The sequence below is a fragment of the Thermoflavimicrobium daqui genome, assembly GCF_003313465.1.
Classification (GTDB): domain Bacteria; phylum Bacillota; class Bacilli; order Thermoactinomycetales; family Thermoactinomycetaceae; genus Thermoflavimicrobium; species Thermoflavimicrobium daqui.
This window is the reverse complement of sequence record NZ_KZ845669.1, coordinates 11,468-30,182: the sequence shown is the minus strand read 5'-3', so window position 1 is coordinate 30,182 and position 18,715 is coordinate 11,468. Positions and strand designations below refer to the sequence as shown.

At 37.8% G+C, this 18,715-nt stretch carries 18 protein-coding genes and 1 other annotated feature (1 of these 19 only partly in view); all 18 genes read right to left on the bottom strand.

Annotation, left to right across the window (positions count from 1 at the left end; translation table 11 throughout):
* Positions 1-119 precede the first annotated feature (119 nt).
* Positions 120-1,163 (bottom strand): peptidylprolyl isomerase, encoded by a 1,044-nt coding sequence (locus tag DL897_RS12480; protein WP_168188784.1) that lies wholly within the window; start codon positions 1,161-1,163, stop codon positions 120-122.
* Positions 1,147-4,692: a transcription-repair coupling factor gene (mfd, locus tag DL897_RS12475; protein ID WP_113659485.1), complete on the bottom strand. Its 3,546-nt coding sequence runs from the start codon at positions 4,690-4,692 to the stop codon at positions 1,147-1,149. Before mfd ends, DL897_RS12480 begins: the two co-directional genes overlap by 17 nt.
* Before the next feature lie 266 nt (positions 4,693-4,958).
* Positions 4,959-5,189 (bottom strand): anti-sigma-F factor Fin, encoded by a 231-nt coding sequence (locus DL897_RS12470; RefSeq protein WP_113659484.1) that lies wholly within the window; start codon positions 5,187-5,189, stop codon positions 4,959-4,961.
* A 94-nt stretch (positions 5,190-5,283) separates the two neighbouring features.
* Entirely contained in the window at positions 5,284-5,850 is a 567-nt protein-coding gene (gene pth, locus DL897_RS12465; protein ID WP_113659483.1) for an aminoacyl-tRNA hydrolase, read from the bottom strand.
* A 68-nt stretch (positions 5,851-5,918) separates the two neighbouring features.
* Positions 5,919-6,869 (bottom strand): ribose-phosphate diphosphokinase, encoded by a 951-nt coding sequence (locus DL897_RS12460; RefSeq protein WP_113659482.1) that lies wholly within the window; start codon positions 6,867-6,869, stop codon positions 5,919-5,921.
* A gap of 19 nt (positions 6,870-6,888) precedes the next feature.
* A complete protein-coding gene (gene glmU, locus DL897_RS12455; RefSeq protein WP_113659481.1) occupies positions 6,889-8,280 on the bottom strand; it encodes a bifunctional UDP-N-acetylglucosamine diphosphorylase/glucosamine-1-phosphate N-acetyltransferase GlmU in 1,392 nt (463 codons plus the stop codon).
* A gap of 715 nt (positions 8,281-8,995) precedes the next feature.
* On the bottom strand, positions 8,996-9,292 hold the full coding sequence (gene spoVG / locus DL897_RS12450) for a septation regulator SpoVG (protein ID WP_113659480.1): 297 nt from the start codon (positions 9,290-9,292) through the stop codon (positions 8,996-8,998).
* 284 nt (positions 9,293-9,576) lie between these two features.
* Positions 9,577-9,957 (bottom strand): RidA family protein, encoded by a 381-nt coding sequence (locus DL897_RS12445; RefSeq protein WP_113659479.1) that lies wholly within the window; start codon positions 9,955-9,957, stop codon positions 9,577-9,579.
* A complete protein-coding gene (gene purR, locus DL897_RS12440; RefSeq protein ID WP_113659478.1) occupies positions 9,944-10,786 on the bottom strand; it encodes a pur operon repressor in 843 nt (280 codons plus the stop codon). Before purR ends, DL897_RS12445 begins: the two co-directional genes overlap by 14 nt.
* A gap of 54 nt (positions 10,787-10,840) precedes the next feature.
* A complete protein-coding gene (ispE, locus tag DL897_RS12435) occupies positions 10,841-11,704 on the bottom strand; it encodes a 4-(cytidine 5'-diphospho)-2-C-methyl-D-erythritol kinase (RefSeq protein WP_113659477.1) in 864 nt (287 codons plus the stop codon).
* A 366-nt stretch (positions 11,705-12,070) separates the two neighbouring features.
* Positions 12,071-12,259, bottom strand: coding sequence for a small, acid-soluble spore protein, alpha/beta type (locus DL897_RS12430; RefSeq protein WP_113659476.1), 189 nt, complete (start codon positions 12,257-12,259; stop codon positions 12,071-12,073).
* Positions 12,260-12,401: 142 nt separating this feature from the next.
* Positions 12,402-12,683, bottom strand: coding sequence for a biofilm formation stimulator Veg (gene veg, locus DL897_RS12425; RefSeq protein ID WP_113659475.1), 282 nt, complete (start codon positions 12,681-12,683; stop codon positions 12,402-12,404).
* A gap of 102 nt (positions 12,684-12,785) precedes the next feature.
* Positions 12,786-13,259, bottom strand: a complete 474-nt coding sequence (locus tag DL897_RS12420; protein ID WP_113659474.1) for a ribonuclease H-like YkuK family protein — start codon at positions 13,257-13,259, stop codon at positions 12,786-12,788.
* Between the two features lie 58 nt (positions 13,260-13,317).
* Entirely contained in the window at positions 13,318-14,193 is an 876-nt protein-coding gene (rsmA, locus tag DL897_RS12415; protein ID WP_113659473.1) for a 16S rRNA (adenine(1518)-N(6)/adenine(1519)-N(6))-dimethyltransferase RsmA, read from the bottom strand.
* Complete coding sequence (gene rnmV, locus DL897_RS12410) at positions 14,159-14,755, bottom strand: ribonuclease M5 (RefSeq protein WP_113659472.1); 597 nt, start codon at positions 14,753-14,755, stop codon at positions 14,159-14,161. Before rnmV ends, rsmA begins: the two co-directional genes overlap by 35 nt.
* Positions 14,756-15,003: 248 nt before the next feature.
* Positions 15,004-15,774, bottom strand: a complete 771-nt coding sequence (locus DL897_RS12405; protein ID WP_113659471.1) for a TatD family hydrolase — start codon at positions 15,772-15,774, stop codon at positions 15,004-15,006.
* Positions 15,775-15,789: 15 nt separating this feature from the next.
* Positions 15,790-16,332, bottom strand: a complete 543-nt coding sequence (gene lepB / locus DL897_RS12400) for a signal peptidase I (protein WP_113659470.1) — start codon at positions 16,330-16,332, stop codon at positions 15,790-15,792.
* Between the two features lie 231 nt (positions 16,333-16,563).
* Positions 16,564-18,543, bottom strand: a complete 1,980-nt coding sequence (metG, locus tag DL897_RS12395; protein WP_113659469.1) for a methionine--tRNA ligase — start codon at positions 18,541-18,543, stop codon at positions 16,564-16,566.
* A gap of 90 nt (positions 18,544-18,633) precedes the next feature.
* Positions 18,634-18,715 (bottom strand) — a binding site (T-box leader) (it continues 153 nt past the right edge of the window).

The following is an 18,715-nucleotide window of genomic DNA, read 5'->3' as shown; positions in this document are numbered from 1 at the left end:
CAATGATTCCTCATATTTTTATCCAATTCATCTGCCCATAGTATGAATCTGCCGCTAATATATTATGCGAATATAAAAAAACAAAGTATGAAATACTTTGTTTTTTTATTGGTTCTTCTCTATTTTTTTGCAGGTTGCTCTTTTGGTAATAAAGATTTCAACTTCACTTCTTTATCCATGATTTCAGTAAATACTTTTTGACGTTGTTGTCCTTTAAATTGATCTGGAGCTTTATCCATTGTTTGTTTTTTTCGTTCTGTCACTTTTAGGATATGGAATCCATACTCGGTTTTAACAATATCACTTATTTGATTTAAAGGAATTGTTTTTGCTGCTTTAGCAAACTCTGGTACAAACTGATCAGCTGGGCCTTCTACTAAGCCAGCTTTATCTTTAGAGCCGGGATCATCAGAGTATTCCTTAGCCAGCTTCGCAAAATCCCCACCTTGATCTAATTTTTTCTTCACTTCTTCAATTCGTTTTTTGGCATCTGCTTCAGAACGGTTTGGCTGACCTGGCATAGGTTGAGCATCTTTCTGTGTAAAGGAAACCAAAATATGGTTTACTTTCACATGATCATACTCTTGTTTCTTTAGCTGTTCATCGAGATAATCAGCAATACGTAAATCATCTAAAACAAATGCACGGAACTCATCTTTCGTAAAACCTTTACCTTTAATAGCTTCATCGAGATTTTTCGGTGCCTTTTCATTTCCTGTTGCTTGGGGTGTTGGGTTTTGCTTCATCATATCTTCAATTTTCTTCATTTCATCTTCAATTTTTTTATTATATTGATCTGCAGGTTTAGCTTTACTTAAAATATACTGCCTCGTTGTATATTGTTTTAGAGCATCTTCTTTTAAACCATTTAATTGCTCTTTCGCCTGTGGTGAACTTAAAAACATATCAATCTGAGGATCCAAAAATCCCATCAAATTGAGGAAGCGATGAAGCTCTCCTTCTGTTACTTTACCATTTTGATACTCACCAATTACTTTTTTACTTGATGTATCCAAAGGCAAGATGGACTTTGGCGCTGCCTGAGTTTTTTCTTTTTTATCCTTATCTTCTGTTTTGGCTGTATTACAGCCTGTGAGAACCATGGTTATTCCTAAAAACACGGCTGCTAACCCGGTTACCACACGTTTATTCCACTGCCACATTTTTAATGGCTCCTTTCTCTTTGGGCACTGATTCATAGTGTATCAAAAATTGTTCTACCAGTTCTAGAGCAGATTTAGAACTTAATCCATTTGTTTTAAAAATCACACCTATTCGCTGGCCTGATGAAAAGCGAACACGCCCTGGGAACAACTGAGCAATCCGAAACAATTTTGATCCATCAATGAACTGATTTTGTTCAGGATAGAATTTCATAATAATGTCTGTTCCTTTTTGCTCCATACTTTCTATTCCATACTTAATCGCATAAGCACGTAGCTTGGCTACCAATAACAAACTCTGTACAGACTCTGGTAAGTCACCAAAACGATCCTCAATTTCTTCCTCTAATTCACTTACTTCCTGTAATGTAGCAATCGCCCGAATCTTTTTATATAGCTCGATTTTTTGCTTTTCATCCTGAATATACTCGGATGGAAGATAGGCATCTACTTTAAGCTCAATTTGTGGCTCTTTGGTATCGATCTGTGTCTCCTTCCCTTGTAACTCAGCGACTGCTTCTTTTAACATTTGACTATATAGTTCAAATCCGACTGTAGCAATATGCCCATGCTGCTCAGCACCTAAGATATTTCCGGCTCCTCGAATACTTAAATCTCTCATCGCAATCTTAAAGCCCGAACCCAATTCGGTAAACTCTTTAATTGCTTGTAAACGTTTTTCAGCAGCCTCTGATAGTACTTTATCGCGCTGATAAGTAAAGTAAGCATACGCAATACGATTTGAACGGCCTACTCTCCCTCTTAACTGATACAATTGAGATAAGCCCATTTTATCTGCATCATAAATAATTAACGTATTTACGTTTGGAATGTCTACACCCGTTTCAATAATTGTTGTACTAACTAGAACATCTGACTCACCATCTAAAAAGTCTAGCATCACTTTTTCTAGTTCATTTTCTGACATTTGCCCATGAGCTACCGCCACACGAGCATCGGGGACTAACATTCGGATTTGTTCTGCCATCTGTTCGATGTTTTGTACTTGATTATATAAGAAATAAACTTGGCCACCTCGTGCCAGCTCTCGCTCGATAGCTTCGCGCACCAATGCCCCAGAATATTCCAAGACATAGGTTTGTACTGGAAAACGATTTTCAGGTGGTGTTTCAATAACAGATAAATCCCGTACCCCCATCATGGCCATATGCAATGTTCTTGGAATCGGAGTCGCAGTCAGAGTTAGTACATCGATATTGTGTTTTAACTGCTTAATTCTTTCTTTATGCTTCACACCAAAACGCTGCTCTTCATCAATAATTAGTAATCCCAAATCTTTAAAAATAATATCTTTAGAAAGAAGACGATGTGTACCGATGACGATATCAACCGTGCCGTTCTTTAAACCTTCAATCGTTTCTTTTTGCTCTTTTCGAGAGCGAAAACGACTTAATACATGAGTAGATACGGGAAAATCAGCAAATCTCTCTTTAAATGTTTCATAATGTTGCTGGGCTAGGATTGTTGTAGGCACAAGAACAGCTACCTGTTTTCCTTCCATCGCTGCTTTAAATGCTGCACGAACAGCTACTTCGGTTTTCCCATATCCTACGTCACCACATAATAGACGATCCATCGGTTGACTTTGTTCCATATCCTTCTTAATCTCTGAAATCGAACGAAGTTGATCAGGTGTTTCTTCATAAGGAAACATGGCTTCAAACTCTTTTTGGTAAGAAGTGTCTTTAGAATAAGCGTATCCTTTTGCTTGTTGGCGTTTTGCATACAGCTCAATCAGATCTTGTGCTATATCTTGAACCGAAGAGCGAACTTTGTTTTTTACTTTACTCCATTCACTGCCACCTAAACTATACACTTTTGGAGTACGCTCTTCACTACCCACATATTTCTGAACTTGGTCAATCTGTTCAACTGGAACATATAACTTATCATTTCCAGCATATTGAATTAACAAATAATCCTTATGCAAACCTCCTACACTTAGCGTCTCAATTCCAGCATAACGACCTATTCCATGATTAACGTGTACAACATAATCCCCTGGTTTTAGCTCTTGATAATCCTTAATCTTTTCGGCATGATCCATTTTTGTTGAACGCCGAATCCGTCGTTGTTTTTGAGTAAAAACTTCTGTTTCAGTTATCACCGCAAGACGAAGTGCATTCATTTCAAAGCCATTCTGTAAAGAGCCAATTCGCGCGACAGGCTTTCCGGGCAATAGCACTTGATTAGAATAGTCTCTGATCACTTCCATTCCATAATCAGATAATACACGTTCCAATCTTTCTAAGCGTTCATCACTACTTGCGATAAATATCACTCGATAATTCGACTTAATCCAACGATCCCATTCTGCTTTTAACACGTGCATTTGTCCATGAAACTGCTGCATACCCCGACAAATAAATTGAACAATATTTTGTGGCTGTATTCCTGGGATTTGCCGCATAAATAATGATAAATAGATACGTTGATGTTGATTCTTTAAAATGACATCATCATAAGAAAGAGATAGTTTTAACTGCGGAAGAAATTCACCTTGTTGTAAAAGGGCAGTCTGCCACTCTCCTTCTTCTCGTTCCATTTGTTTTGCACCTTCTGCAATACGAGAAGGCTCATCCAAGACCAAAACAGTATCTCTTGGTAAATAGTCTATTAAACTTTGATAGTCAGGATAGATCTGTGAAATATATTTATAAATTCCCGTAAACAAAGCTCCTGCATTTAATTGCTCAATTTCCCAAGTAATATTCTCATTTATTTTTTCCTTTAACTCTTTATCTTTTACTTCAGCCAGACGACCTTCTAGTAATTCTTTCACTCGCGAACCTGCTTGCATCAGTAAGCTTTTCTCAGCAAACAACTCACGAGCTGGTGGTACCACTACTTCCTCCACTTTCGAAATAGATCGCTGATTAACTACCGAAAAATAGCGAATGGAATCAATTTCGTTGTCAAACCATTCAATACGAATAGGATCAGAAAAGGTTACTGGAAATATATCCACTATACCCCCACGTACACTAAATTCACCTCGTTTTTCTACCATCTCTACACGCTCAAAACCGATCCTAATTAAGTGTTTGACTACATGGTCAATCAAAACTTCTTTTCCTACTTGAAAAGTAATAGGGCTACTAGCAAATATTCTTTTGGGAGGAAATAATTTGCGTAAGCCTGCAAAAGGTACAACTAGCACACCGCTAAAGCCTGTTGATAACTTGAATAATACATCGATTCTTTCATCTAAAGTTTCATGACTAGCAAGCGCAATTTCGGTAGTTACCAGTTCATTTGCAGGATAAAGTACCACTTGTTCTTTTGGAAGTAGCTCTAGTAAATCTTCAGTAATTTTTTGAGCTTGGTTCAAATTATGAGTTACCAAAAGAACAGGACGTTTAATCTCCTGATATAGTGTAGCAATATATAAAGCGCGGGCTGTTCCTGTTAACCCAGCAACTAATTGTTCTTTTAAATAATTTTGGATCCCAATGACAGTCGACTGGAAGTCATGATCTTGTTTAATCAGATGGTTCAAAGAGTCCAATCGTTGTTCCTCCTCAGGTTTAATTAAAAATAAAATAGAAAAGAAGCCTCAGCTTGTACGAGCCAAGGCTGTTTTCAATATAGTCAGAAAATGGTATTCTGGACAAGGAAAAAACGACAAAACTAGTATTGAACAAAATAGCAGCTATCGTTCGTAAAATATAAGCATTCGATAATCTATGCAAGAAAAGGAGAATGTTTTTACAATTTATGACAAAAGGAGTCTTGCAAAGAAATGCAAGACTAAAGTAATATTCCAAATTGCTCTCAATGAAATAGTGAAGGTAATAATGAACGCTCTGGATAACTTTCTAATACTTCTTGGCAGGTCTCACAAATAACACGAACGACCTGTTTACCAGTAATATCATTGGTTATTATATCTTCCCGTTCCTCTGGGGTCAACTGATCAAAACCTAATTGTGCCTCTGTTAAGCCATAATGATCAATGCTCCCGAGGTGCATATGACAATATCGGCACTCATATTCTATTGCCATCCATATGCCTCCTAAATCAAATTATTCCGGTCATAGTATGACCCAAATAAAAAATATCCATACCTTAGAAGGCAAAAAGATGTCATATGCTTTTTTATTTCTTTACATTAAAACGATTCATCGCCTCTAAAAAGTTGCTGTAAATCCACACATCAACTGCATTTGCTGAAATTTGAGCAGCTTCTTGAGCTAGTGATAATTCCTCTTTTGAGAAAGGGGATAATACATAGTCAGGAACAGATATCTTGACAGGAGGGCGATCAATACCAATCTTTATCCGTTTAAACTCTTGTGTTCCTATATGAGAAATAATCGACTTCATCCCATTATGTCCGCCCGCGCTTCCTTTTAACCGAAGTCGTATCTGTCCCAAAGGAAGGTCTAGGTCATCATAAATTACAACTAAATCTTCAATATTTCCCTTTAGATAATCCAAGGCAGGCCGAACAGCTTCTCCAGATAGATTCATGAAAGTAAGTGGCTTCATCAAAATCACTTTTTCACCATGAACCGTGCCTTCACCAACAAGAGATTTCCATTTTTCCTTTGTTACAGGAATTCCCCATTTCTCACTTAGTTGATCAATCACCCAAAAGCCAATGTTATGCCTTGTGAGTTGATATTTCGTCCCTGGATTACCTAATCCCACGATAAATTTCATTTACCGTCCTCCAACAGGTTAAATTACGCTTAAAGGACGCAACCTTTTTGACTGCGTCCATCTTGCCTTTAATCAAATAGTTTACTCACAGATTGCTCATTATGAACTCGAAGAATAGCTTCACTCATCAGTGATGCAACCGAAAGTACTTTAATTTTATCTAACTTTTTGTGTTCGGGTAATGGAATTGTATCTGTAACGACCATTTCCTTGATATTCGCTTCCCGGATACGCTCAATAGCTGGTCCTGAAAAAACAGGATGTGTACAACAAGTGTATACTTCTTTAGCTCCTTGCTCTAAAAGAGCGTTAGCCGCTAAAGTAATGGTTCCCGCAGTATCAATAATATCATCAATAATAATGGCTGTACGCCCACGCACATCCCCTACAATATTCATAACCTCAGCAACATTGGGTTCTGGACGTCTTTTATCAATAATCGCAATAGGAGCTTCTAGACGTTCTGCTAAACGGCGAGCCCGCACAACTCCACCATGGTCTGGTGAGACCACCACCACATCTTCAAGTCCTTTTTCTTTAAAATAACTAGCTAAAATAGGAACTCCTAGTAAATGATCAACAGGAATGTCAAAAAATCCTTGAATCTGAGTAGCGTGTAAGTCCATCGTAATAACACGATGTGCTCCTGCTGTCTGAATTAGATTGGCTACCAATTTCGCCGTAATCGGATCTCTAGCACGCGCTTTGCGATCTTGACGAGCATAACCATAATAAGGGATAACTACATTAATTGTACTAGCTGAGGCGCGACGAAGCGCATCCACCATGACTAATAGTTCCATCAAATGTTGATTGACTGGATCACATGTAGACTGAATAACATATACATCTGAACCACGAACACTTTCATTTAATTTAATATGGATTTCCCCATCGCTAAAATTCCCTACTTGCGCATCTCCAAGTGGAATGTTCATCTGATCGCAAATACTCTTCGCCAAATTAATATTCGAATTACAGCTAAATACCTGTAAACGCCTTTGCACCATATCAGACATAGAAATACAAGCCTCCATTTTATTTGTCCAAGTTGTCTTTAATCTTTTGCATTAGCTTAGGCACATAATCTAGTTTGTTCACTTGCCGTTCTCTTGCAATCGCTAAAGAGTTTGCTGGTACATTCTCTGTAATGGTAGACCCAGCGGCAATATAAGCTCCCTTTTCGACAGTTACAGGAGCAACCAAATTGGTATTACAACCTATAAATGCATGATCTTTTATTACTGTTTGGTGTTTTTGAATACCATCATAATTGACTGTGACGACACCACAAGCAATATTAACATTTTCTCCTACTTGTGCATCTCCAACATAAGCATGATGGGATATTTTGGTACCTTTACCGATTTGAGCTTTTTTCACATCTACAAAACAACCCACCTTAGTTTGGGAACCAATATTTGAACCGGGACGGATATAGGTAAACGGTCCAATTTTTGCTTGATCTTCTACTTGGCTTGAATCTAATACAGCATACTGAATTGACGTGTAATCATTCACAATTGTATCAGTCAAATCAGCATGGGGTCCAATGCGACATCCTTCACCAACGGTCGTTTTTCCTCGCAAAAAAGTCCCTGGTTCTATTACTGTATCAGGACCTATAACCACATCTGCTTCAATATAAGTGTTTGCTGGGTCAATGATCGTTACACCCATTAGCATATGCTTTTTAAGAATTTGCTGACGCATCATCGCTTCTGCTTCAGCCAACTGTATACGGTCATTGACTCCCATTGCTTCGTTGTGATCTTTTATAACTTTAGCTCCTATTTTTTCCCCTTGCTCTTGTAATAACGCTAATACATCTGGCAGATAATACTCACCTTGGGCATTATTATTATTTACCTTTTCAATGACTGAGAAGAGCTTTTCATTATCAAAACAGAAAGTTCCTGTATTAATCTCACATATTTGCCGTTCCTCAACTGTTGCATCTTTATGCTCTACAATTCTCTCTACACTGTTATCTTCTCGACGCACAATCCGGCCATATCCAGTAGGATCTTCCAACCTAGCTGTTAAAACAGTTGCAGCAGCCCCCGACTTTTTATGCTCTTCTACCAATTCCGTTAAGGTTTCTGTAGTAAATAGTGGATGATCTCCATTGAGTACCAATGTGATTCCAGTATCTTTTGCTAAGACCGGCTTTGCTTGCAAAACAGCATGAGCTGTCCCCAACTGCTGCTTTTGATCTACAAAAATAACTTGATCTCCTAAATGCTCTCGAACTTCATCCGCTAGATGACCGACAACAAGGATCGTTTTTGCAGTTCCTAAATCAGATAAACGATCTAGAATATGATCAATCATTGGTTTACCACACACAGAATGGAGTACCTTATGTTTCTTCGATTTCATTCGTGTGCCTTTTCCAGCGGCTAATATTACCGCAAATAAATCCTGCATTTAGCCCGCCCCCGTTTCCACGCAAACTTCCTTTTCAAATATATCCTAAAGCATTTCTTTTTACAATAAGCCTTCATCTGAACTTATTTCCACAAAATATCACAGCAAATACTTATTTTTTTCTAGCGAACAAAAGTGGGCTTCACTCCATGTTTGAGTTAGCCCACTTTTTGTATACAGTTACGCTATTCAAAAATTCACTCTGTCCATATTGTTCACTACTCTAGTTCATTATCTCCTTGCGACGATTAAGAAAGTTATTTTAGGATAAAAAACAAACCAAAGTGGGTTTTTTCTCATTCCTAAAAATCAAGAATTACATATATTACTAAAAAAGGGTGCTAATTGATGGGGGGTTTTATATTAAAGAGAGTTTGATGTGCTTATTTAGGCATTGGACCTCATGATTCTCTTTGCTTATTAGCGAAGGTTGAAGCTGTCTTAAAGGGAAAAATTTCACTTTGAAGGGAGGTAAGACAGGAAAAATTGTTGTTCTAAGCATCCCCTATGAGGGGATACCGAACAACGTCGCCATTCCTCTATGCCAATAAATTGGCGAGTCTCCTGTCGGCAACTTTCATGAAAATAAATTCTTTTTTGTAGAAAAGGGACTGATACAAAAGTCATCAATCAACTTTTGTATCAGTCCCTTCTTCTATATTCAAATCGATCAAAATCATGACTAAAAAATTATAAAGGGTTACCCTATACAAACTTATACTGCTGTATTTCCTGAAATATTTAACTCCGGTTTGGGATCATCTGTCTTATGATATTCTGCTAAAACAGCTGCTTCGATCTTTTCACGACTTGTTGGCGATATCGGATGAGCAATATCACGAAATTCCCCATCTGGAGTTCTCTTGCTTGGCATAGCAACAAACATTCCATTATTTCCATCAATCACACGGATATCATGGACTACAAACTCGCTATCAATCGTAATAGAAGCGATTGCCCGCATTCTACCTTCTCGATTCACTTTACGAAGCCGAACATCTGTAATTTCCACTTATATACACCACCTATTTCCAAAGATGTCTCTATTTTCCTATTCTAGACAGGTGGTGTTCTCTCCTGCAAAAAAATGGAACAAAATTAAAAATTTTTCATCATTGTATATTTATCAGTTTATCCTAAAAGTATATGGGATGGTTTTTTTGCTGATTCCCAGTCACTCCATAAATATGACTCTTGACTTACAAAGTCACTCCCTAAATAGAGACAAGTCGAGATTTACAGCCTTCTTTGTGAAGTAACCTAACCATTTGATCAATGAATGCACCATACTCAACTCTATTTATCCTTTTTTAAAGCAACTACTTCCATTTCAATGAGAACATCTTTTGGTAGCCGAGCAACTTCTACACAAGAACGAGCAGGTTTATGTTCACTAAAATACTCACCATAAATTTGATTAATCTTACTAAATTGATCCATATCTTTGATAAATAAAGTCGTTTTTATAACCTGAGTTAAGTCCGAACCTGCTTGATCTAGTACCGCTTGAATATTTTTTAATACCTGATGTGTTTGCGTTTCAATATCTGCGCCTACTAGCTCTCCTTCTGGAGTTAACGGAATTTGGCCAGAAGTATAAATAAAATCACCCACTTGAATCGCTTGTGAGTAAGGTCCGATTGCCTGTGGTGCATTTTTCGTTTCAATTTTCTTCATTTGTTTCTCCCTCCACATCAAAAAAGTTTCCTAACTCTACACAAACCCGACGCTGTTTTGAGTTGATTTCTGTCACTTTCACCAACGAAACATAGGAGTCGACAAGCTTTTCAGTTGCTGGTGAGTCAACCATGACACCTACACCTACAACTTCTGCATTAAACTCCCCAAGCAATTCAATCATGCCTTGAATCGTTCCACCGGCTTTCATAAAGTCATCAATGATTAAAACACGTGATCCTTCTTGTAAACTGCGCTTAGATAAAGATAATTGCTTAATTTTATGACTTGATCCAGAAACAGTATTGACTGTTACGACTGATCCTTCTGTCACACGGTAATCATAACGAACGATAATGACAGGGACTCTAAGATAATAGGCAACCGCATAAGCAAGCGGTATTCCCTTCGTTTCCACAGTCATTATCGCATCAATCTTTTCCTTCGCAAATACCGTAGCCCATATATGTCCTATTTGATCTAAAAGATCAACATCCCCTAATAAGTCTGACATATATAAGAATCCACCCGCTAAAATTCTCTCTGGGTTTGATAGGTGGTCACACAACTGCTCGACAACTTTTTTGGCATGTTCTATGTTGATTTTAGGAATATAACGAACTCCTCCAGCCGCTCCAGTTAAGGTCTCCAATGTACCATATCCTTCGCGACTCAGAACCTCTTCAATAATAGCCAAATCTTCACTAATGGAGGACTTAGCTGAAGAATATTTCTCTGAGAAGGTAGTCAGTGGGATCAGTTTATGTGGCGCTCCCATTAATATTCTTGTCATATCAACCAAACGTGCACTTCGCTTCCATTTATCCATGAAATACCTCCGAATATCCAATATCCTGACGGAAATATATCACTTTGCTTGCTTTCAATCAAGGTACCCTAACATTCTTACTGCAAATACATGTTGACAAAAACCATTAAGGCTATTAACAATCCGTCTTGCTCGATATTCTTGTTTGACCAAACCAAATACAGTGGGACCACTTCCAGACATCAATACTCCATCTGCGCCAAATTGTATCATTTTCTGTTTAATTTTTTGTACTTCCGGATACATATTCATGGTGACGGGTTCAAGTACATTACCCAATAGGTTATTCATCGCTTCGTAGTCTTTATCTTTCATCGCTTGAGCCATCGCTTGTGCTGAAGGGTGTTCTTCAATGTGATCGACACGAAGATTACGAAATACATCAGCGGTAGATACTCCATGAACAGGTTTCGCTAAAACTACCCAGCAAGGTGGTGGTGGAGGTAAAGGTGTTAACATTTCGCCTCTTCCTCGTGCTAGTGCAGTATTACGATATACGCAAAAAGGTACGTCCGACCCTATTTCAGCTCCGATCTGCGCTAATTCTTCTAAACTTAAGCCTAATTGCCATAATTTATTTAAACCTCGTAAGGTTGCTGCTGCATCACTACTTCCACCAGCTAAACCAGCAGCTACAGGAATTCGCTTCGAAATATGAATAGCCACTCCCCGCTTAATTCCTGTTTTCTCTTTTAATAACTTAGCAGCCAGATAAGCAAGATTTCTTTCATCTTGAGGGACAAGACCTGAGCTACTTTCCAACTGAATGGTATTTGAAGATAAATCTACTAGATCAATACGGTCTGCTAAATCGATCGTGGTCATAATCATCTCTAATTCGTGGTACCCATCATCACGTTTGTATAATACATCAAGAGTCAAATTTATTTTAGCTGGTGCTTTTTCAGATACGTACATAGCTCCCCACCTTTCTTTTATATTTTACATACATCGTCGCATCCTAGTTCTTATCCCATATATTTACTGATGATGCGCTACTCGACTCGACGAAATAGCTATCAGCTATTGACTTTGCTCAAAGAACATGCTATTTGATCCCTTACAAAACTTCTATTGTTTTAAAAAGATTCTTCTATTAAGCAACTTCTACTGTCTGTTTCATCGAGCAATCTATGTACAAAAAAACTAGACAATTTATCTTATTTTATCATAATTGTTAACGCAATCCCCTTTGTTCAATCAAAAATAAATCACTCCGCAACAAATGAGCTGCGGAGTGATTTTGGATGTGAAAGATCACTCTCTTTTACATCCTTCTCCCTGTTACTTACTTGAATTCATACGATTAGCCATCTGCTCTTCGGCGATCTCAATTGCTCTTCGAACCATATTCCCGGCATCACGAGTTTTGATTCCGCCCCAGCCTTCCTTTTGAACTACATCATAAAATCCTAGTTCCTTGGCTAACTCGACTTTTAAGGCTTCTGACATGACACCTTTTCGACGCGCCATTTTTAGAGCCCTCCTTTAATTCAAGTGAAGTTAACAGGGTGTTCTTATTATGTTCAACTTCTTGTACTATATTCAGTTCCTAATCTATGTTAGAATTACATCTAGTTCGTAAAAAAAATAGAACACCGCAGTGTTCTATTGGTTACGTTTCTTTCACATATTTGACAGGGACTAGTTCATTATCATTATTGAGAATGGTTAACTCCACAGATTCCGTCAAAATATCAGCATAACTATATGAGACACGTTTAAATGCATGCTGTTCTTCGTCTAATTTGACAATAAAGACAGACGGATAAGTTTCCTCTAAAATCCCTGTACGTTCAATGGTCTTTCGTCTTCCGCTATTGGCTTTTAGGCGAATTTTTTGCCCAATATAGCCATCTAGTGTACATTTTATTTCAGATAGCGCATTTCTACCCATGACTTACGACCACCTCACTTATAGAAGATTATACTATAAAGAGGGGGCGTAAGTCAAATTTAAGTATTATAGCAAGGGGACAATCATTTTGTCAATAAATTTTTATTTGGTAAATCGATCAGCTACTGCACTAGCTGCATAAGAATCTGGTTTTATTTTAGCAGTATAACCAACTGATGTTACCCAACCAACTACTTCTTGGATCAATTTCCTTGTTTCACCTTTTTGTCCGACATCGAGGTGAATTTCCATGGGAAAGTTGGAAAAAAACCGAAAAAATCCTTCCTCTTTTAACATTTCAACACAAGTCAAGCTGTATTCTGTCTCACGATAAATCCGATAGCGCAGTTCTTTAATCGCTCGATGTTGAAAACGAGTATAGTAAAATAATGCGCCTCGGCCGATTCGCTGTACAATAATCGCCGTCACAAATAAAGTTTCAGTATTCCGTGTTTGCGAGTCGGTTCCAATTACAACCTTATACTCCGCAGCTTCGTCTTCTCGTACATAGGCTTGGATTCCTTCGATCATTTGGCTTAAACTACATCTACCTTTGCGCGGATGAAAAAACTCCAACTTTAATCCCTCCCAGAACTATCTGGTTATGTTCAATTCACCTACGGGACCCTTGATCTTATTGATTAGCAGATGTATAGATCACTTCGGTTAAAGCTGCAAATTCTTTTAAATCTAATGTTTCCCCTCTTCGTTTCGGATCAATTCCTGCAGATGTAATCAAATTTTCTACTTCTGTTTTGCTTACATTGGAAAGTAAACGGGTATGCAATGTATTGAGCAATGTTTTTCGACGTTGCCCAAATGCAGCGCGAACAACTCGGAAAAACAAATCCTCATTGATAACCTGTACGTTCGGCTTCTCGCGAATATGAAGTTTAACGACGCTTGAATCTACTTTGGGTCGTGGAACAAATACATGACTAGGAACCCGAGCTACTCCACTAGGCTCAGCAAAGTATTGTACAAACACACTTAATGAACCATAATCTTTGGTTCCAGGATGTGCGATTAGGCGATCCGCTACCTCTTTTTGAATCATGAGTACCATATTTTTAAGTGGCAATCTTCCCTCTAAAAGACGAGTGATTAAGGGCGAGGTTACATAGTAAGGAAGGTTAGCGACAACATGGAGAGACTGGACATCCTGAAAGTGTTCCTGTATTAACTGATGTAAATCTACTTTTAAGGCATCTCCATGAATAACCTCTATATTATCTGTTTCCTTAAATAAATCATTTAAAACTGGAATTAATCGGTGATCAATTTCAATAGCTACTACTTTTTTAGCTACTTTAGCCAACTGTTCTGTTAATGCCCCAATTCCTGGTCCAATCTCAATGACTCCAGATGTTTCAGTTAGATTCGCAGCACGAACAATTTTATCTAATACATGCAAATCCGTGAGAAAGTTTTGACCTAAGCTTTTTTTTAATGTAATGCCATATTTATTTAATATTTCACGTGTCTGTGCAGGTATCCATTTTTGCTTCATTTCTTGCACCCTTTCTCACTTGCTGAATTGCATGTAATAATTCTTCTCGGTTTACACATAAAACGTTTATTCGTTGATAGAATTGCTTAGCATTCCCATAGCCAATTCCTAATTCCTCTGCGACACGTTCACGAAACTCACGTGAATTTGCATTTCCTACAAAGCCCCAGTCTAAATATTCTTCCCAAGTAATCGGTGCTTCTCCTTTATCAAACTTCTCCAGAGAACGTACTTGTTCTAAGGCTTGAACAATCGCTTCATCAGAAGCATGTTCAATACCCACTTTATCTTTTCCCTTAGCGTGTTTTTGTGATATAAAAGCATGTTTTACCCCTGGAACATGCTTAGAAATAATACGTCGAATCCGTTCACCTGCATAATCCGGATCTGTAAAAACAATAACACCACGCAGATGCTGTGCTCGCTCAATTTCAGCAAGTATTTGCTTATTAATAGCAGATCCTCTTGTTTCGATCGTATCTGCTGATACAGCCCGTTTAATTGTAGCCGTATCATTCTTTCCTTCAACTACAATTACTTCCTTTATTCTCTTTAATTTCAATAGATAAACCTCTTTCTATTACTCATAGACTTTATTTACTGAATGCCTTTCCCAGTGATATCGATTTACCCTAATACAAAAAATGGTGAGATGGACACTAGAAGATCTCTTGGACGAAACTGACTCTCCTTATTTCATATAATCTATATTCATACAAGAGGTTTCCCACCTCAACGGGTGGGAGAGGTTCATAATCATTGGATAATCAATCGGGATTTTCTTTCTCCTAGCTATCTATGTCATGCTGTTTATGGGATTCTAAAAAGTCGTTTAGCATTATCCATCGTTATTTGAGCTAAGCCCTCTAGCGTAATTCCTCTTAACTCAGCTATTTGTTCGGCGACAAGACGAACATAGCCCGTTTCATTTCGTTTACCACGAAAGGGGTGTGGAGCTAAATAAGGGCAATCTGTCTCAATTAATAAACGATCTTCTGGGACATGAATAGCTACTTCTTTAGGAAGTTTTGCATTTTTAAATGTTACAGGTCCACCTAATCCAATCATAAAGTTCATTTTTAAACAAGTCTCCATGATAGAGAGATCACCACTAAAACAATGCATAACCCCTCCAACTTCTTCAGCATGTTCTTCTGCTAAAATCTTGACCACATCTTCATGTGCATCCCGATCATGAATAATAATAGGAAGTCCTACTTCTCGTGCCATGCGAATTTGTTTACGAAATACATCCTGTTGCATATCTCTTGGTGAATTATCCCAATAGTAATCAAGTCCTATTTCACCCAGTGCAACCACTTTCGGATGATTGGTTAACGAACGAATCCACTCTAAATCCTCTTCCGTACAGTCCACCGCATCATGTGGATGCCATCCTACACTCGAATAGATAAAGTCATATTTTTCAGCTAAGGTAAGTGAAGTAGGGATGGTTTCTCGGTTATAGCCAACATTTAATATATAACTTACTCCGTACTCCTCTTTTGCTCTTTGTATGACTTCTGCTTGATCTTCCGAAAATTGAACATCGTTTAGATGAGTATGTGTATCAAACAACATAATAAAATTCCTCCATTAATTCGCTCCATCATCATCTGATAAGCATCTCATGCGCTCCCAAGGATATATGATAACCTCGACTCGACCTACAACATCATGAAGATCTACTAAGCCAATTTCTCGACTATCCTTACTATTATTTCGATTATCCCCTAAAACAAATAGCTTTTCTTTCGGAATTGTTATATCAACTGGACGATCGTTATTCATTGGCTCATTAATATAATCTTCTTGTAATAATTCTCCGTTTCGAATTAATTTCCCGGCTTGGATGATAATATGATCCCCTGGCAAACCAATCACTCGTTTAATAAAATCCTTCGATTTTTTTCCAGGTTCATGCATATGGAAAACAATAATTTCACCAAATTCTACTTCATCAAATTGATAGATCCATTTATTGACTATTAGTATTTCACCACCATATAAGGTAGGATACATCGATTTACCTTGTACTTCATATGGTGTAAACACATCATGACGGATAAAATAAGCGATCGCTAATGTGATCAGCAAAATAATAATCCAGTACGGGAAAGGGGCATTTTTATTGTTCATACTGATACCTACTTTCTATCTTAAGTAGTCAGTAACAGCCCATAGTCTTAATCAATATTTTCCCTTTCCCTAACAAATATGACTTTCAATTCTTTTCCTTCACTAGGAAAAGTCTATTTACAATAATAAATAACCCTCTCTTAATCTAGCTCTAATAAAAGATTTTGATCAGCTTATGCAACATTCTCTTATAAAAATGTACCTCCCATAAAGGGAGGTAGTCATTTTGGATTATTTAACACGTACTCCGGTCGGAATGTCACTAGAAACAGTAACTAAAGCAAACTGATTTCCTTCTTTGGCAGCTAGAATCATTCCTTCTGATTTTTCACCTCGTAGTTTAACCGGTTTTAAGTTAACCACACAAATTACTTTCTGCCCAATTAGCTCTTCGGGTCGATAAAACTCAGCAATTCCCGATACGACTTGTCTAATTTGCCCACCCAGGTTAAGCTGCAATTTGAGTAAACGATCTGCTCCTTTTACTGGTTCTGCTTGGACAACTTCTGCAACCCGAAGATCTACTTTCATAAAGTCATCAATGGTAATGATCCCTTCTACCTGATCTTTCGACTCTTTTTTAGGTACTTCTTCTTTTTTAATTACTTCATCTTTTGCTGGACCTGTCATCATCGCTAAAATCTCCTCCACTTCTTTTTCCATTTCTAAACGTGGAAATATGGGTTTTTCCTTTTTTACTTTTATACCCGTTGGTAGATGACCAAAGTGATAGATACTGTCCCAATGAGTATGTTCTCCAGCTTGCAAGCCTAATTGTTGCCATATTTTCGCTGGAGCTTGTATCAAAAATGGTTGAATTAAGATACTGACAATCCGTAATACCTCAAGTAAGTTGTAAAGAACAGCCCCTAGAATATTCTTTTTCGCTTCGTCCTTAGCCAAATTCCATGGTGTTGTTGACTCAATATATTTATTTCCAGCTCTAACGAGATCCCAAACAGTGGTTAACGCTACTGAAAACTGCATTTTATCCATTGTCTCTTCATAACTTTTGATCGTTTTAGCTGTCAACTGGATGAGGTCCTGGTCGAAATCGGTAGCATGATTCATTGATTCTGGAATCAGACCCCCATTATACTTTTCAACCATGGTTAAAGTACGATGAAGCAGATTTCCTAAATCGTTAGCCAAGTCAGCATTGATCCGTTCGATAAAGGCATCGGGCGTAAATATACCATCACTACCAAAAGGTACTTCACGAAATAGATAATAACGAACTGCATCTAAACCGTAGCGATCAATCAATGGAACAGGATCAATCACATTCCCCTTCGATTTGGACATTTTTTCTCCCTTTACTAGGAAAAAGCCATGACTAAATACTTTTTTGGGCAGAGGTAAGTCTAAAGCCATTAAGAAAATAGGCCAATAAATGGTATGGAAACGCAGTATATCTTTTCCGATTAAATGGACATCAGCAGGCCAATATTTGCGGAATCTCTCCATTTGTACCGGATCTTCTGAAAGATAGCCAATGGCAGTAATATAGTTCGTTAATGCATCAAGCCATACATACATCACATGTTCAGGGTCATCTGGTACTTTTACACCCCATTCAAACGTTGTTCGTGAGACACATAAATCCTCTAATCCTAGCTTAATAAAGTTTTCAATCATTTCATTTCTACGATTGAATGGCTCAATAAACTCAGGGTGTTCCTCATAATAAGCAAGCAATCGACCTGCATACTTACTCATCCGGAAAAAATAACTCTTTTCCTTCATTTTTTTCACGGGTCTTCCACAATCAGGACATTTCTCATCTTTGGCTTGGCGATCTGTAAAGTATGATTCACAGTCCATACAATACCAACCTTCATACTCACCTAAATAGATATCTCCTTGCTCTTTAAAACGCTGAAAAATCTTTTGGACCACATTTTTATGTCGGTCTTCCGTTGTACGAATGAAGTCATCATAAGAGATATCAAGCTTTTCCCACAAACTTTTTATATCTTCTACCATTTCATCCACAAAAGATTGAGGATCTTTCCCTGCTTCTTCTGCCCTTTTTTGAATCTTTTGTCCATGTTCATCTGTACCTGTTAAATACATAACATCAAAACCACGTAGTCTTTTATAACGTGCCATAGCATCCGCAGCTACGGTCGTATAGGTATGACCAATGTGTAGTTTTCCACTTGGATAAAAAATCGGAGTTGTAATATAAAATGTTTGTTTATTGCTCATGATTGTATCTCCTTTCTTTGATATAGAGCTTCAAGAAATAAAAAAACAGATCGTTCCAATACTCAAGATAAACTAAAAAATCCCGCCCAACTTTGGGGCGAGATATGGCTCACGCGGTACCACCCAATTTCGATATCACCTAGAAAAATGATATCCTCTGGTCAACCCGATA

Bases quoted from the DNA above. Each gene is read 5' to 3' on its own strand.
- DL897_RS12480 (WP_168188784.1), bottom strand. From the start codon at position 1,163: ATGTGGCAGTGGAATAAACGTGTGGTAACCGGGTTAGCAGCCGTGTTT.
- DL897_RS12470 (WP_113659484.1), bottom strand. From the start codon at position 5,189: ATGGCAATAGAATATGAGTGCCGATATTGTCATATGCACCTCGGGAGC.
- pth (WP_113659483.1), bottom strand. From the start codon at position 5,850: ATGAAATTTATCGTGGGATTAGGTAATCCAGGGACGAAATATCAACTC.
- DL897_RS12460 (WP_113659482.1), bottom strand. From the start codon at position 6,869: ATGTCTGATATGGTGCAAAGGCGTTTACAGGTATTTAGCTGTAATTCG.
- glmU (WP_113659481.1), bottom strand. From the start codon at position 8,280: ATGCAGGATTTATTTGCGGTAATATTAGCCGCTGGAAAAGGCACACGA.
- DL897_RS12445 (WP_113659479.1), bottom strand. From the start codon at position 9,957: ATGAAGAAAATTGAAACGAAAAATGCACCACAGGCAATCGGACCTTAC.
- purR (WP_113659478.1), bottom strand. From the start codon at position 10,786: ATGGATAAATGGAAGCGAAGTGCACGTTTGGTTGATATGACAAGAATA.
- ispE (WP_113659477.1), bottom strand. From the start codon at position 11,704: ATGTACGTATCTGAAAAAGCACCAGCTAAAATAAATTTGACTCTTGAT.
- DL897_RS12430 (WP_113659476.1), bottom strand. From the start codon at position 12,259: ATGGCGCGTCGAAAAGGTGTCATGTCAGAAGCCTTAAAAGTCGAGTTA.
- veg (WP_113659475.1), bottom strand. From the start codon at position 12,683: ATGGGTAGAAATGCGCTATCTGAAATAAAATGTACACTAGATGGCTAT.
- rsmA (WP_113659473.1), bottom strand. From the start codon at position 14,193: ATGAAGCAAAAATGGATACCTGCACAGACACGTGAAATATTAAATAAA.
- DL897_RS12405 (WP_113659471.1), bottom strand. From the start codon at position 15,774: ATGTTGTTTGATACACATACTCATCTAAACGATGTTCAATTTTCGGAA.
- lepB (WP_113659470.1), bottom strand. From the start codon at position 16,332: ATGAACAATAAAAATGCCCCTTTCCCGTACTGGATTATTATTTTGCTG.
- metG (WP_113659469.1), bottom strand. From the start codon at position 18,543: ATGAGCAATAAACAAACATTTTATATTACAACTCCGATTTTTTATCCA.